Genomic DNA, 13,823 nt, shown 5'->3' with positions numbered 1-13,823 from the left:
TCGAGAATGAGCTCGGGTTGGAGGCTCGGTTGACGATTGGCGACGGCGTCCGAAGCGACCGGGTCGACGGCCAGATTCCTGGTTGGCGTCTGGGTGACCGGCGTCGTCGACTTCCGACCATGCCTCCGCAACGGCGCGCCCACCGCGTTCGACCACTGCACCCAACCTTCCGCTGTCTAACTCCCCGCGCATGTCCGCCGGTCCGAACATGCCGTTTACACACCGGCCGTGATAGACCAGCCGACAGTACAGCGAATGCGGTGGCCATCGCAGGATAATCGCGCGGCGGTCACCTCAAACTTGCGACGCTTCCCAGAACACGACCCAAACTTGACACGACCCGATCTCGGTGAGTAAACCATGCCGGTAGCCTCCATATCGGCTGTTGCTCAATCGATATCGGATCGTAATGCATGCCGTGTGCGTAACGGCACGCTACAGATACTTCTGCCCACGCCGCAAATCACGCCATGTGCGTTACCGGCGTTCGCGCAGCTCCCCGCCCATCGCATGCGAACGCTAAAGATGCAGGTCCCGAGCCCGTCGTGGTGTGCGCCGCACCGGTTGCTAATCTGGCCGGGAGTCCCGCGTAAGCACTCAGGGACTTCCTCGAAATACCGGACGGACCTGTTGGCCACCACTATGGTCTGGAACCGGTACCACTCGTGTCGACTATGAGGTCTGGAGATTCGGTGAGCGTCAATCCGTTCGACGACGACAACGGCAGCTTTTTCGTCCTGATCAACGACGAGGAGCAACACAGCCTGTGGCCAACCTTCGCCGACGTTCCAGCCGGCTGGCGGGTGGTTTACGGCGAAGCGGACCGTGCTGCGTGCCTGGAGTACATCGAACAGAACTGGCCTGACATCCGGCCGAAGAGTCTGCGCGACAGGCTGGCTGCGGCCCAGGACTCTGATAACTAAGCCCGTTTCCGCAGTCGGCTAGTCCTTATATAGGGCTATCGGCAACGCGTTAGTCGATCTCGCCGGTCAGACCGAACTCAGCCAGCGTGCGCGCAGCCAGTTCGCGCAAAGCGGGCTTGGTGTTCTCGGCACCCGGCTGGTAGGCGACGACCGTCATGCCCAGCTTGCCGCTGATGCGCCATGATTGCACCCTCATTTGGCCGCCCATCTGCTCAAGCCGCTGTCGCGTTACGCGTTGCCAGATCCCTCGGGCGGTGCCGTACTCGGCGTCGGTGCCGTCCAGGCGCACCATCGAGCCGAGGTCGCCGAGATAAGAGGAAAGAACCGGGAGATCAGGGTCGGCGGGCGCCGCGTCGGCCATCCGTTTCAACGCCCGCTTGGGCATCAACGCCATCAGCCAGAGCAACTGCGACGACTCATCTGGTGTCTCTCGCGAAGTCTTGAGCGCCTGCTTGATGGCAGCGCGGACGTCATGCAGATCCGTCGTTACCGGCGTCGGGTCGACGCTGACGCGGGCAAGCGATACTGCGTTGGCACGCGCATCATTCTCGGTGCGGTCGCTCGCTGGGAGTAACAACGTGACGGCGCCGTCACTGGCACGTCGGCGCCCCAGTCGCTCGGCGAGTTTGACAGCCAACGCCGCGGCAAGCGCGTTACTCGTTCCGCCAAGCGCTGTCGCGCGGGCATCCCAATCGTTGAGGTCGACGTAGATCGTGACACCTGGCACGCGGACAATGTCATCGCCGTTCTCGAGGGCGACAGGTCGGGGCTTGGATGATTGGGCACCGTCCCGCCGCTCGCGGGCCTGTTTCCGAGCCAGTTTTGCTGCCGCGACAAGGGCTCGGCCAACCTCAGGGGCGTCCCGCGCTGTTTGGCGAGCATCCTGTGCCACCGCACGACGTCGAGTACGCGAACGCGGCGGCGGATAGCCAAGCTCGCGCTTGTTGCCCAAGACCGCATCCAGTACGGCGACACCGAGGCCGAGGCCGTCGACCAGGTAATGAGAAACCACCAGGCTGACGGCGGTCGAGCCATCCGTAAGCGGAAGAATGCCCAGATGCCAGCCGGGTCCCAATTCCGGATCGATAGGCAGGTGCGCGCGGTCATCAGCCCAGTCATTGACTTCAGCGCGGGGACGGGCACGCTCGGCGATATCGATGTCCGACGGACCGCGGTCTACGACCCACCGATGCCGAGCGAACGGCAGCGGCGAACGCTCGATGCGCCGTCCAATCAATCCGTAGCCGAGATTGTGGTGAAAACGTCGTAGCGCATCGAGGTCGACTGGGTGCTCATAAACCCACAAACCCTGGATCACTAACTCCTGGCCGGCGGCGCGCTGCCCCGCGAACAAGCCGTGGTCCATGAACGCGAGCCGATTGTCTGGCGATGCACCACCGTTGGATTCGCGGTTGTCAAACGAGGCGCGTGCAGAACGCTTCCGGAGTGGCACTGGTCAGCCTCCGATGACGTGGGATTCGCGCGTGATTCCCCGTGTGGCGTACGCTTGGTCACGGCGGATCACGTTGCGCGGGACGGCCTGCGCCTTGCTGGGATCGGCCCAATTCATCAGATGAGACTAGCCGATGTGGTACTCCAGCTAGGCCGAGATGTCGCGCAGAGCCAGGCCGTGGTCGACGACGCCGGAGGCCGAGACCTAGATCGGTGTCGGAAGCCGCCGCCGGTAACCCGTAGCGGCGAAATCGATGCCACCGTGGAGAGTTTCGGTGCGTAGATGTAGATAGCCTTGCGCGGCAGCAACTCCCGGCCGATCCACCCGGATTCGCAGCTCCTATCGCCACAGTCGTAAAGCGGGTCGACTCGATGACCGCGTTGACAGCGGGGGTTGACACGCCGTTCGCGGACCTTATGGGAGGACTTGGCGGTCGATGGCGAATAGTGCTGGGGTGTCGTCTAGTCTCGTGCCATGAGCCGGAGCCCACGCACCACCGCGAAGTCCTTCGAACAGGTGTACCGAGCGCAACAAGCCGACCTGTCGACGGAGGATCGTATGGCGGAGCACCGCTGTCTCACCCCGCATGCGGCATTGGGCGCGGAGTGGTGCTCGTGACCGGCGCCGGCGCGCAGCGCGGGACTGCGGCCCGCCCAGTCGCTCTGTTCGTGTTGGGCATGGGCCGGTCCGGAACGTCGGCGATCGCGCGCGTTCTCTCGCTGTGCGGGGGTGAGCTCCCGGCCGGGGTGCTGGGTGCCGACGCAATCAATCCGGCCGGCTATTGGGAGCCGCGCGCTGCCCTGCATCTCAACGACAAGATCTTGCACCGCAACGCCAGTGCCTGGTACGACCCGGCCATGCACCTACAGGACGAAGGTGCGTTCGATGCCAAAGAGTACGCCCGTTGCGTCGCCGAGATTGGGGAGTTTTTCACCACACTGCCGGCCGCGCCGCTCGTGGTCATCAAGGAACCTCGGATAACGCTGCTGTCCGGCATGTGGTTTGAGGCGGCCCGTCTCGCCGGATTCGACATCGCCACCCTGGTTGCGTTGCGTCACCCGCAAGAGGTCATTGCGTCGATCGCGGCGGCTATTCGAACCCCGGCGGAGCTCGCGAGTGCCGTGTGGCTGAAATACAATTTGCTGGCCGAGAGAGAAACCCATGGCCTTCCGCGCGTGTTCGTAGAATACGCCAACCTTCTCGACGACTGGCGCCGGGAAATAACGCGGATTTCCGCGGCGCTTGCGATCGATCTCAGCCCGCCGGGCGCCGGCGCAGTCGAGGAGTTTCTCACACCGGATCTTCGGCGCCAACAACACGACGGTCCGGTGACAGAAGTTCTTGGCACAGACTGGATTTCTACGGTCTACGAAGCGCTGCGTGAAGCCGCGCGGGATGAGCCCCTGGATAGGTCTGCCCTGGAGCGTGTCTACGGCGAGTATCGGTTGAACGAGCACAAGTTCCGAGGGGTGTTCGAGGATTTCCGCGGCCGCGACAACAGCAGGTTCCTTCGGCCGTCCATCCAGAAGCTGATCCGCTCCGCCCGCGCGATAGCTCACCGCCGCAGCGGGACTTGGGCCTAATCGCTGAGGCTTACACCGTCTTGAACCGCGTGCAGCCCTGAAGGAGCCGCCGCACAAGCAGCCAGGCTCTCAGCCACCAGGTCAGCGGACGCCGATGCCCAAGCTCTGGGTTACCAGCGCGACCCCAACCACTGCAAAGATGCCTAGCAGGATCTGCTGACGGTGTGCCAGCGCCCATTCGTGTACCGGTCGCAGCACTGCTTGGGTTTTCACGGGCGTGATCAGGTAGCTGATGAGCGTGATCTCGATCACCCCAAGCATCGCGATGACGAACCCGATGACGCCTACGACCTGCGCGCCGAGCGGAACCCCCGAGGTCACGATCGTAGTGTCGATAAATATCACCAGGTAGGGCCCGGGCAACAGCGCCATGCCGAGTACGAACGCGACCCATAAGGATCCACTGTCCCACGCGCTTTGGAGTCGGCCCAGCAGCCGTCGGATTGGCGATGCGCCCTCCGCCGTTGCATCACCCGCGCGGCCAAAAGGCGACGACGAGGTTGGGTCCGGCGTGTCCGAGTCCAGCACCAGGGTCGAGCTGTTTCCGCTCCGTGCTGGCACCTGCGCTCGTCGGCGCGCGAAGAAGCGCACTGCTATTACCGCGGCGATCGCCAGCACGAGCACACCCATGCCGAATTGGATGTGCCGGACCGTGGAACTGGCGGCCGTGGTCGGGGTGGCCAAATCATGCGAAAAAGAGGTGAACGTCGGTGTTGAGTGCAGCACCAATAGCGGAGCCAGCAGGATGGGAACGTTCATTACCACGCAGCCCGCCCAGTAGGCGAGCAGGTTTTGCACCGGCCGTGACCGGGAGATCAAGAGGAGGATGAGGCCGAGAAGCGCCGGATTGAACGCCATCAGCAGCGCCACCCCAAGCAGTGAGCCCCACATGGCCGGAGACACTACCTTGTCGGTTCGTGCGGTTTTTGTGTGTTCGCTCTTTTTGACGCCCCCCGGTTGTTCTGGACAGCCAGCGCAAGATTCTGTTGCGAACGTGAGAGCAGGGCCCACGCACCCTACGACCGGTGGCTCGGGCCAAGTGTTAGCATCCCGTCCGTGTTTGGACGCGACGGCCGGGTACGGATCGGCATTGTGGGCGCAGCCCGCTTCGCACCGCTGACCCTCATCAACCCCGCCCGGGAAAACGCCGATGTTGTGGTGTCGGCGGTGGCGGCACGCGATGGATCCCATTTGGCCGATGCTCAAGCCTTTGCCGCTGAGCACGACATCGCCCGGGTGCACGCCAGCTACGAGGACCTGGTGGCCGATCCAGACCTGGATGCCGTCTACATCCCGCTGCCAAACGGCCTGCACGGCAGGTGGACTCGGGCTGCGCTTATTGCGGGCAAGCACGTGCTGTGTGAGAAGCCGTTTACTGCCAATGCCGCCGAGGCTCGTGAGATCGCCGAATTGGCCGCGAAGTCGGACCGGGTTGTGGTAGAGGCACTGCATTACCGCTACCACCCGTTGACTGTGCGTGTCGAGGAGATCATCGCTTCGGGAGAGCTGGGCACACTGGAGCGGGTGGATGTCTCCATGTGCGTATTGCTGCGCAAGTCCAACAACGTCAACCTCTATAACTACTCTCTTGCCGGCGGGGCGATGATGGACGCCGGAAGCTATGCAGTTGACATGGTCCGCGCTTATGGCGGCTCGACCCCGGAAGTCGTTTCGGCCAAAGCGAAATTACATGGTCCTGCGGTGGACCGGGCCATGACGGCCGAGTTGCGGTTTGCCGGTGGGCACACCGGCCAGCTCCGCTGCGCAGTGTGGTCGTCGAATCTGGTGCGGGTGAGCGCCAAAGTGGTTGGCGACCGCGGCGAGTTGCGTGTGATCAATCCGGCTGTACCGCAGGTTCTCCGTCGGCTCACAGTCCGCTCAGCCGACGGCAAGCGGGTGGAGCGCTTTCCAAAGCGCGCCTCTTACGCGTATCAGCTTGATGCTTTCGCTGCGTCGGTGCTGCGCGGCGCACCGGTGAAGACGACGCCAGAAGACGCGGTCGAGAACATGACCGTCATCGATGCGATCTATCGCGCCGCCGGCCTGCCGTTGCGCGAGCCGGCCTGAAGGCTGATCTCTTAGCTCAGTTGGCAGTTGGGGTCACAAGTCTCGTGGTCTGCGGCGAAGAGTCGTCGACCGCCGTCAGGCACAGCGGTTCGATCCGAACTGCCTGCTAGCATCGGGTCCGTGCCTGAACGCGGGGCCTCGGTGCGAATCGGGATTTTGGGCGCGGCCCGCATAGCCCCGTTGGCGCTTATCAACCCGGCCCGGGAAAGCGCCGAGGTGGTGGTGGCCGCGGTTGCTGCACGTGATGTGTCTCGTGGTCAAGCCTTCGCCGCCAAACATGGCATCGCCCGTGTGCATGACAGCTACGAGGCTCTAGTCGCCGATCCGGATCTGGACGCTGTCTACATCCCGCTGCCGAACGGCCTGCACGGCAGGTGGACTCGAGCTGCGCTTGTCGCGGGCAAGCACGTAGTGTGTGAGAAGCCGTTTACTGCCAATGCCACCGAGGCTCGTGAGATCGCCGAACTGGCCGCAAAGTCGGACCGGGTTGTCATGGAGGCATTCCATTACCGCTACCACCCGTTGACTTTGCGTGCCGAGGAGATCGTCGCCTCTGGCGAGTTGGGCACATTGGAGCGGGTAGAGGCGGCCTTGTGCTTTCCGTTGCCGAGATTCGCTGACATTCGCTACAACTACTCCCTGGCCGGTGGGGCGATGATGGATGCCGGAAGCTATGCAGTTCACATGACCCGCACGTTTAGCGGCTCGACCCCGGAAGTCGTTTCAGCACAGGCCAAATTGCGCGGCTCTGAGGTCGACAGGGCTATGAAGGCCGAGCTGCGGTTCGCGAGCGGACACACCGGCCGGGTTCGCTGTTCGATGTGGTCGTCGGATCTGCTGCGGGTGAGCGCCAAGGTCGTTGGCGACCGCGGCGAGCTGCGTGTGCTCAATCCGGTGTTACCGCACGTTTTCCATCGGCTGTCGGTCCGTTCAGCCGATGGCAAGCGGGTGGAGCGCTTTCCGCGGCGCGCTTCCTACGCGTATCAGCTTGACGCGTTCGCCGCGGCGGTGCTGCGTGGCGAACCGGTGAAGACGCCGCCAGAAGACGCGGTCGAGAACATGACCGTCATCGACGCGATTTATCGCGCTGCAGGACTGCCGCTGCGCAAGCCGGCCTGAACGCTGATCCGTTGGCTCAGTTGGCAGTTCGGGCAATCAGCTGGTGAAATGCACCTGATTCACGTGCTCGGCCACCCGCAAGGCGTTGGCCGCGACCGTCAAACTGGGATTCAAACCAGTGCTCGAAGGAAAGAACGAGGTGTCCACCACATAGAGGTTGTCCATCTCGTGCGCCCGGTTGTGTGGGTCCAGCACGCTGGTTTTGGGGTCGGTACCGAAGCGGCACGTGCCGCAGACATGGCCCACGGAAGCGTTGTTTTCGCCATCCCGCAACGTGATTTTACGAAACGGCTGGAGCACCTCTTTCAACTGCCGCATAAACACGTTGCGGCGCTCGATCTCGCTGGCGTGCAGACGATACTGAAGCCGCAGCCGCTGGCGACCATTCAAGTTGGGCCGGTCGGATGGCAGGACGCAGTTGTCCAGATAAGGCAGATCTTCGGTGATCGATGCCAATACCAGTCCGCCGTTGAAGAACCGCTCATAGCCCCAGCGAACCGCTGGACTCATCAGGCGCAGCGCCTTCGCCCGCCAGCCCGGGCCGGTGCTCAACACTTGGATGGGAAGCATCGAGCCAAATGACTGCACGGTGCCGTATTTCTCTCCCTCCCAAAAATAGAAATCGTTCAGCCCGATCTCTTTATTTTGGGCCGTGATCTTGCAATCGGGTTGGGGCCAGATCTCGATCAAATCGATCAGATGACGCATCAGGTTGCGCCCCACCATGTCTGAGCCATTGGCCAGTCCTCGCGGCCAATCAGCCGAACGTGAATTGAGCAACAGCAGCGGGGTGGCCAGTGCACCGGCGGCCAGCACCACCACCTTGGCCTTCAAAGCCAGCATGCCCGAGGCGCTCTCGCAGATCACTTGGCGGACCTGCCTGCCGTCTGCTTCCAGGTGCACAGCCCGGCATTCGGCCAACAGGTGCGCGCCGTGTTCGGTAATAGCCGGTAGCAAGCAGTTACGGGCGGCGTCGTTTTTGCATGACTGGTGGCACAGGTAACCCTGACAGGTGGAACAACCATCGGCGTAATCACAGGCCATCGGCAGGTGGTAGGGATGTAATCCGCGGCCGGTCAGATAGTCAACCAGCGGTTGGTTGTCTGCTGAAAACGGCGGCGCGGCGGGCAGGCCGACCTCACTTGCCTCCGGTCGGAGGGGATCGGGTTGGCCGCGAACTCCCAGCTGCTTCTCCGCCGCTGCGTACCAGGATCGCAGCTCGTCGTAGCTGATCGGCCAGGCATCCGGCACGGTCGAATCGCCCGGGTCGCGGAAATTTTGACGCGGAGTGAAATCGCGCACGAAAAAGCGCTCGCAGACCATGCCATAAAGGCCCGACGACCCTCCCGTCCCGCTGCCGAGGAACGGCACGAACCGCCGCGAGAAGCGCCCACTGATGTCTTCGACCTCGTCGATTGAGCGTCCGGCCCGGGCCAGGGCGTCGTAGTAGGCCTCGGCGGAATGGCCCGCCAGCGGCTCGGCCACTTCTGGCAACGAAGCGCGAATGATCCCGGGCACGCCCGGCAGAGTTGAGCGGCCCTTCTCGACGAACAGCACCCTGCGGCCTGACCGGGACAGCGAGTAGCCCAGCATTCCGCCCCCCATGCCGGTGCCCACCACAATCGCGTCCCACACCACACGTTCCGCCTCGCGCGCGGTCAGCTCGCCGTCAACCAAAAAGGAGCTCCTCAGGGGACGATGGCCCAAAGCTTTGCCAGTTTGGGCGAATCACGAACCTACCACCCATTGCCACAGGCAGGCCGAGCTTCCCCTTGCCGCATGTGGGAGAAACCTGAACATGACCGATACCCTTGAGAATGCCTACGGGCACTGGAAGTGAAAGGCCAGGACCACGTTGAAATTCGTGCTGGCAAGCTTTGGAACTCGCGGCGATGTCGAACCTTGCGTCACTGTCGGCCGTGAGTTGCTGCGCAGGGGGCACGACGTGCGCATGGCCGTCCCGCCCGATCTGGTTGGCTTTGCCGAATCGGCTGGGCTTGCGGCGGTTGCCACCGGTCCGGATGTGCATAGCATTTTGGACGACCACCGCAAGTTCTGGACGCAATTCTTCAGCAAGCCCTGGAGAATCCATGAGCTGATCAGGTTGCGGCGCGAAGTTTGGGAGCCCGTTACTCGGTACTGGACGGAGATCAGCACCACGCTGAAGTCGTTGGCGGACGGGGCCGATCTGCTATGCACCAGTCTGAATTTCGAGGGCGCCGCTGCCAACGTCGCCGAGTATTACGACATCCCGTTGGTCACGCTGCATTATTTTCCCGTGCGAGCCAGCGGCCGGCTCCTGCCATTCCTGCCGGCGTCATTGGGTCGCTCGGCAATGACGACGTTCGACTGGCTGGGTTGGCGCGTGGAGAAGAAGTTCGAGGATGTGCAGCGCCGCGAATTGGGGCTACCAAAGGCAACTCGCCCTTGGACGCGACGGATCGCCGAACGTGGATCGTTGGAGATCCAGGCTTACGACGAGGTGTGCTTCCCCGGGCTGGCAGCCGAATGGGCGCAATTCGATGGGCGACGGCCTTTTGTCGGGGCGCTGACGATGGAATTGCCAACCGATGCCGATGAGGAGGTCACCTCGTGGATTGCCGCGGGACCACCGCCGATTTTCTTCGGCTTTGGCAGCATTCCTGTCGAATCACCCGCCGACACGGTCGCGATGATCAGCGCGGCGTGCACGCAGTTGGGCGAGCGGGCGTTGGTTTGCTCCGCCGGGACGGACTTCAGTGGCGTTCCCCATTTCGAGCACGTCAAGATGGTAGGCACGGTGAACTATGCGGCCATCTTTCCGGCTTGCCGCGTGGTCGTCCACCACGGTGGCACGGGCACTACGGCCATAGGCCTGCGTGCTGGGGTCCCCACGTTGATCCTTTCGACGGACCTCGATCAAACGCTCTGGGGGTCTCGGGTCAAACGGCTGAAGGTGGGCGTCGCCCGGCGTCTTTCGGGGACGAACCAGGAATCACTGATCGCTGACTTGCGCACCGTCCTCACCCGGGACTATGCCACCCGGGCTCGCGAGATCGCCACCCAAATGACTAAAGCCGCCGAAAGCGTTGCGGCCGCCGCTGATCTTGTGGAACGTGCCGCCCGTTTGCGGCATGCGGGCTGATCGGGAAAAGCGCGCTGCGTCAGAGCGGCACGAAAGCGAATCCGTTCTATTTGGCTCAAAATGCTTGCTGACACGTACCAGCAATCACTCTAATATCACGTTGCCATTTTGGCGGGTGGAACTGGTCCCTCGGCACATGGCACGAAGTAGGGTACGAAAGTGGACAACGTACTCGATCTGGTTGACCAGGCCACGTTTGATCTCGGGCGGGCAACTGGAGTCACCACCCAGTTGCAGTGTCTGTGGGTGTATGACGGTCCGGTCGACATCGAGGGTCTGCGGAAGTTTTATGAGCATCTTCGGCCGGGGCCGTTGTCCCGCCGTATCGAGCGGTCGCCATTGCGGTTTGGTCGCCACCGCTGGGTGTCAGCTGAGCGCTCATCTGAGATGGAGGTCGCGGCGCCTCGGCCGCGGGAAGAATTTGATTTCTGGCTCGACGAGCAGGCCAGCACGCGGCTGGATTGCGAGCAGGGACCTGGATGGCATCTTGCGGTTCTGCCGTTTACCGACGGCGGCACCGGGGTGAGCTTGCTCGTCTCACATTGTCTGGTTGACGGCCTGGGGCTGTGTGAGGCGGTGACGGATGCGGTCCTGGGCCGCGATGACCCGATCAGCTGGCCGGCTGCCGCATCGCGGCGGCGCTGGCCGGCGCTGCGCGAGGATGCTCGTCAGGCCGCGCGCGACACCCGCGGCATCGGCCGCGCCGTCGCTGCCGGGGTCCGGTTGGCGCGGCGTAGCCGCCGTCGTGCAAAAGCTGCCCCACCGCTGCGTACCACGCCACTGACGCTGCCTACCGGAGTGGACGAACCCGTAACGCTGGCAACGACGACGATCTTCGTCGATGCCGACGATTGGGAGGCCCGCGCACATTCACTCAGGGGAACCAGCAATGCACTGCTTGTCGGATTGGCCGGCCACGTGGCCCAGCGACTGGGACGAATCACCGCAGGCGCCTCGCTCACCCTGAAGATGCCGGTCAACGAGCGCGTCGCCGGCGATACTCGCGCCAACGCGAATAGTGATATCGCGGTCACGATCGACCCTGCACCTGCGACGACAGACCTGCGTGAGATCCGGGCCGCAGTCAAACAAGCGCTGATTGACTACGGGGAGGAGGCCGATGAGCGTCGAGCACTGTTATCGATTATTCCCCTGTTGCCGCAGCGGCTTTTCAGGCAAACGGTCACCGTGATTGCCGGCGTCGCCTCATCAAACCTCGGCGTGGTCAACGCTGCGGCGAGCCGGCCAGATGGCACGGACGCCGACTACTTCGCGATGAAGATTCGCTACTCAGGTGTGTCCACGGAGATGATGCATCGGTTCGGCGGGCTGCAGTTTTTTCTCTCCGGAACAGCGCGCGGGCAGGTCTTTGTTTCGGTGACTGGTTATCAGCCGGGCCGTCTCGATTCGAACGATGATTTGCGACAAGAAATTTCGAGGGCCTTGAGCGACTTCTCGCTCGCCGGCACGCATTTCGGAGCGCCCGAGGGTCACGATACAGGCGCTTGACGCACCAAAGCCCGCAAACTGCAAGCCAGATAGCGGGATTCAAGTCCGGACCGCGATACCGAGATGCTGGGCGTGCGGTTTCGGTGTCACTTCAGGGTGGAATCGGTCGCTCGGCATTTGGCACGAAGTACGGTACGACGATGGGCAATGTGCTTGATGTGGTCGACCAGGCCGCGTTTGATATCGGGCGAGTGACGGGAGTCACCACTCAGTTGCAGTGTCTGTGGGTGTACGACGGTCCGGTCGACATCGAGGGTCTGCGGCAGTTCCATGACCATCTTCAGCGAGGGCGGTTGTGTCGCCGCATCGAGCGGTCGCCATTGCGGTTTGGTCGCCACCGCTGGGTATCAGCTGAGCGCTCATCTGAGATGGAGGTCGCGTCGCCTCGGCCGCGTGAGGAATTCGACGCCTGGCTCACAGAGCAGGCCGGCACGCGGCTGGATTGCGAGCAGGGACCTGGATGGCATCTTGCGGTTCTGCCGTTTACCGACGGCGGCGCCGGGGTGAGCTTGCTCGTCTCACATTGTCTGATTGACGGCGTGGGGTTGTGTGAGGCGGTGGCGGATGCGGTGTTGGGCCGTGACGATCCGATCCGTTGGCCGGCGGCTGCATCGCGGCGGCGGTGGCCGGCGCTGCGCGAGGATATTCGCCAATTCGGGCGCGACACCCGCGGCATCGGCCGCGGTGTTGGTGCCGTGGTCCGGTTGGCCCGGCGTAGCCGCCGTGGTGCTCAAGCTGCCATCCCGCTGCCTACCACGGCACCGACGCTGCCTAATGGAGTGGACGAGCCCGTAGCGCTGGCAACGACGACGATCTTCGTCGATGCCGACGAGTGGGAGGCCCGTGCGCATGCCCTCGGCGGGACCAGCAATGCACTGCTTGTGGGTTTGGCGGCCCGCGTGGCCCAGCGACTGGGACGGGTCAGCGCAGACGGCTCGGTCGTCGCGAGGGTGCCGGTCAACGAGCGCGTCGCAGGTGACACTCGCGCCAACGCAGTCAGCGATATCGCCGTCACGGTCGACCCTGTCATCGCGGCGACGGACCTGCGTGAGATCCGGGCCGCTGTCAAACAAGCGCTGATGGGTCAGCGCGAGCTGCGCGATGAAGAGCGCGCTGCGATGTCTATCGTTCCCCTGTTGGCCCTGGTGCCGAAGCGGTTCCTCCTCAAGGCGGGCGGCGGCGCCGCTGCAGCAGGCGTCGTCTCATCCAACCTCGGTGTGGTTCAACCGGCCGCAAGCCGGCCAGATGGCACGGACGCCGACTACTTCGCGATGAGGCTTCTCAACTCGGACGTACCCAAGGCGATGATGCACCGGTTCGGCGGACGGCTGTTCTTGCTCTCCGGGAGAGCGCGTGGACAGGTCGCTATCTCGGTGACTGGTTATCAGCCCGGTCGTCCCAACTCGAAAGAGGCCTTGTGCCGCGATCTGGTGAGCGTCTTAAACGAATTCTCGCTCACCGGCACGCACCACTAAATGCCTGGCCTCGGCACCGGATTGATCAGGGTCAGAGCCCGGATCGGGGGAGGCGGACTACGAAGTGGTGTAGGGTCGCGGCGCCAACGAGTGCAGAGAAGTTGAAGGTCCTCGGCACAGTGCTTGCTCAGCGGACCAGCCCATGAAGCCAATCGTATTGCCGCCGTTCACCGGAAGTCACCGCTGCTCGAACACTGCGCTTGCAAGGTACCGGCGGATCATGTGGCACTATGGACTTCGTCGAAACCCGGACAAGCCCGATGGTCTTGCACTACCGTATAGTTTCACTCATGTCGAACAGAAGGGTGCAGGGCCCGGGGAGCGTCAGTCGCTGCGATCGCGACTGCAGCTCGCTGGTCTCGGGCATCGACGCGCAGCAACCCAGCCGGTGGCTGACTTTCGCCGATGTTTGGGCCGGCTGACGGACGGTTCACGGGGAGGCGGACCGTGCTGCGTGCTTGGACCAGCTCGAACGGAACTGGACTGAATATTCGCCGAAGAATTGCGCGAGAGGCTACGGCTGCCCGGAATTCTGAGAAATGTGGAGTTAAACCACATGGCTTGGGGGGT

At 63.3% G+C, this 13,823-nt stretch carries 11 protein-coding genes and 1 pseudogene; 9 read left to right on the top strand and 3 right to left on the bottom strand.

The window, feature by feature from the left end:
- The first annotated feature begins 692 nt into the window (after positions 1-692).
- Positions 693-923, top strand: coding sequence for an MbtH family protein (locus AC5Y42_RS14090; RefSeq protein WP_499898923.1), 231 nt, complete (start codon positions 693-695; stop codon positions 921-923).
- 49 nt (positions 924-972) lie between these two features.
- Here the strand turns inward: AC5Y42_RS14090 and AC5Y42_RS14085 are convergent, their stop codons facing one another.
- Positions 973-2,289 carry a hypothetical protein gene (locus AC5Y42_RS14085; RefSeq protein WP_499898921.1) on the bottom strand — a complete coding sequence of 439 codons (1,317 nt, stop codon included), beginning with the start codon at positions 2,287-2,289 and terminating at the stop codon, positions 973-975.
- A gap of 561 nt (positions 2,290-2,850) precedes the next feature.
- Between AC5Y42_RS14085 and AC5Y42_RS14080 the strand changes: the two genes are divergently transcribed.
- Entirely contained in the window at positions 2,851-2,994 is a 144-nt protein-coding gene (locus AC5Y42_RS14080) for a hypothetical protein (protein ID WP_499898920.1), read from the top strand.
- A gap of 59 nt (positions 2,995-3,053) precedes the next feature.
- The gene (locus AC5Y42_RS14075) at positions 3,054-3,959 is read left to right on the top strand and encodes a sulfotransferase family protein (protein ID WP_499899047.1); all 906 of its coding nucleotides are present in this window, start codon (positions 3,054-3,056) and stop codon (positions 3,957-3,959) included.
- A gap of 81 nt (positions 3,960-4,040) precedes the next feature.
- On the opposite strand, the gene AC5Y42_RS14070 is transcribed toward AC5Y42_RS14075, so the two are convergent.
- On the bottom strand, positions 4,041-4,850 hold the full coding sequence (locus AC5Y42_RS14070) for a GAP family protein (protein ID WP_499898918.1): 810 nt from the start codon (positions 4,848-4,850) through the stop codon (positions 4,041-4,043).
- A 156-nt stretch (positions 4,851-5,006) separates the two neighbouring features.
- Here AC5Y42_RS14070 and AC5Y42_RS14065 point away from each other — a divergent pair, with 156 nt between their 5' ends.
- Positions 5,007-6,026, top strand: coding sequence for a Gfo/Idh/MocA family protein (locus AC5Y42_RS14065; protein ID WP_499899045.1), 1,020 nt, complete (start codon positions 5,007-5,009; stop codon positions 6,024-6,026).
- A gap of 111 nt (positions 6,027-6,137) precedes the next feature.
- The gene (locus AC5Y42_RS14060) at positions 6,138-7,145 is read left to right on the top strand and encodes a Gfo/Idh/MocA family protein (RefSeq protein WP_499899043.1); all 1,008 of its coding nucleotides are present in this window, start codon (positions 6,138-6,140) and stop codon (positions 7,143-7,145) included.
- 36 nt (positions 7,146-7,181) lie between these two features.
- On the opposite strand, the gene AC5Y42_RS14055 is transcribed toward AC5Y42_RS14060, so the two are convergent.
- The gene (locus AC5Y42_RS14055; RefSeq protein ID WP_499898917.1) at positions 7,182-8,822 is read right to left on the bottom strand and encodes a GMC oxidoreductase; all 1,641 of its coding nucleotides are present in this window, start codon (positions 8,820-8,822) and stop codon (positions 7,182-7,184) included.
- A gap of 178 nt (positions 8,823-9,000) precedes the next feature.
- Here AC5Y42_RS14055 and AC5Y42_RS14050 point away from each other — a divergent pair, with 178 nt between their 5' ends.
- From AC5Y42_RS14050 to AC5Y42_RS14035, 4 genes and pseudogenes are all read left to right on the top strand, one after another.
- Positions 9,001-10,269, top strand: coding sequence for a glycosyltransferase (locus AC5Y42_RS14050; RefSeq protein WP_499898915.1), 1,269 nt, complete (start codon positions 9,001-9,003; stop codon positions 10,267-10,269).
- Positions 10,270-10,428: 159 nt separating this feature from the next.
- On the top strand, positions 10,429-11,778 hold the full coding sequence (locus tag AC5Y42_RS14045) for a hypothetical protein (protein ID WP_499898914.1): 1,350 nt from the start codon (positions 10,429-10,431) through the stop codon (positions 11,776-11,778).
- A gap of 140 nt (positions 11,779-11,918) precedes the next feature.
- Positions 11,919-13,253 (top strand): WS/DGAT/MGAT family O-acyltransferase, encoded by a 1,335-nt coding sequence (locus AC5Y42_RS14040; RefSeq protein WP_499898913.1) that lies wholly within the window; start codon positions 11,919-11,921, stop codon positions 13,251-13,253.
- A gap of 290 nt (positions 13,254-13,543) precedes the next feature.
- Positions 13,544-13,789, top strand: a pseudogene (locus AC5Y42_RS14035) (MbtH family NRPS accessory protein).
- The last annotated feature ends 34 nt before the right edge of the window (positions 13,790-13,823 follow it).

Source organism: Mycobacterium sp. NGS48 (assembly GCF_059812585.1).
Note: the sequence above shows the minus strand (reverse complement) of the source record. Positions and strands in the feature narration are given on the sequence as shown.

Bases quoted from the DNA above. Each gene is read 5' to 3' on its own strand.
- AC5Y42_RS14085 (WP_499898921.1), bottom strand. From the start codon at position 2,289: ATGGACCACGGCTTGTTCGCGGGGCAGCGCGCCGCCGGCCAGGAGTTA.
- AC5Y42_RS14080 (WP_499898920.1), top strand. From the start codon at position 2,851: ATGAGCCGGAGCCCACGCACCACCGCGAAGTCCTTCGAACAGGTGTAC.
- AC5Y42_RS14075 (WP_499899047.1), top strand. From the start codon at position 3,054: ATGGGCCGGTCCGGAACGTCGGCGATCGCGCGCGTTCTCTCGCTGTGC.
- AC5Y42_RS14070 (WP_499898918.1), bottom strand. From the start codon at position 4,850: ATGTGGGGCTCACTGCTTGGGGTGGCGCTGCTGATGGCGTTCAATCCG.
- AC5Y42_RS14040 (WP_499898913.1), top strand. From the start codon at position 11,919: ATGGGCAATGTGCTTGATGTGGTCGACCAGGCCGCGTTTGATATCGGG.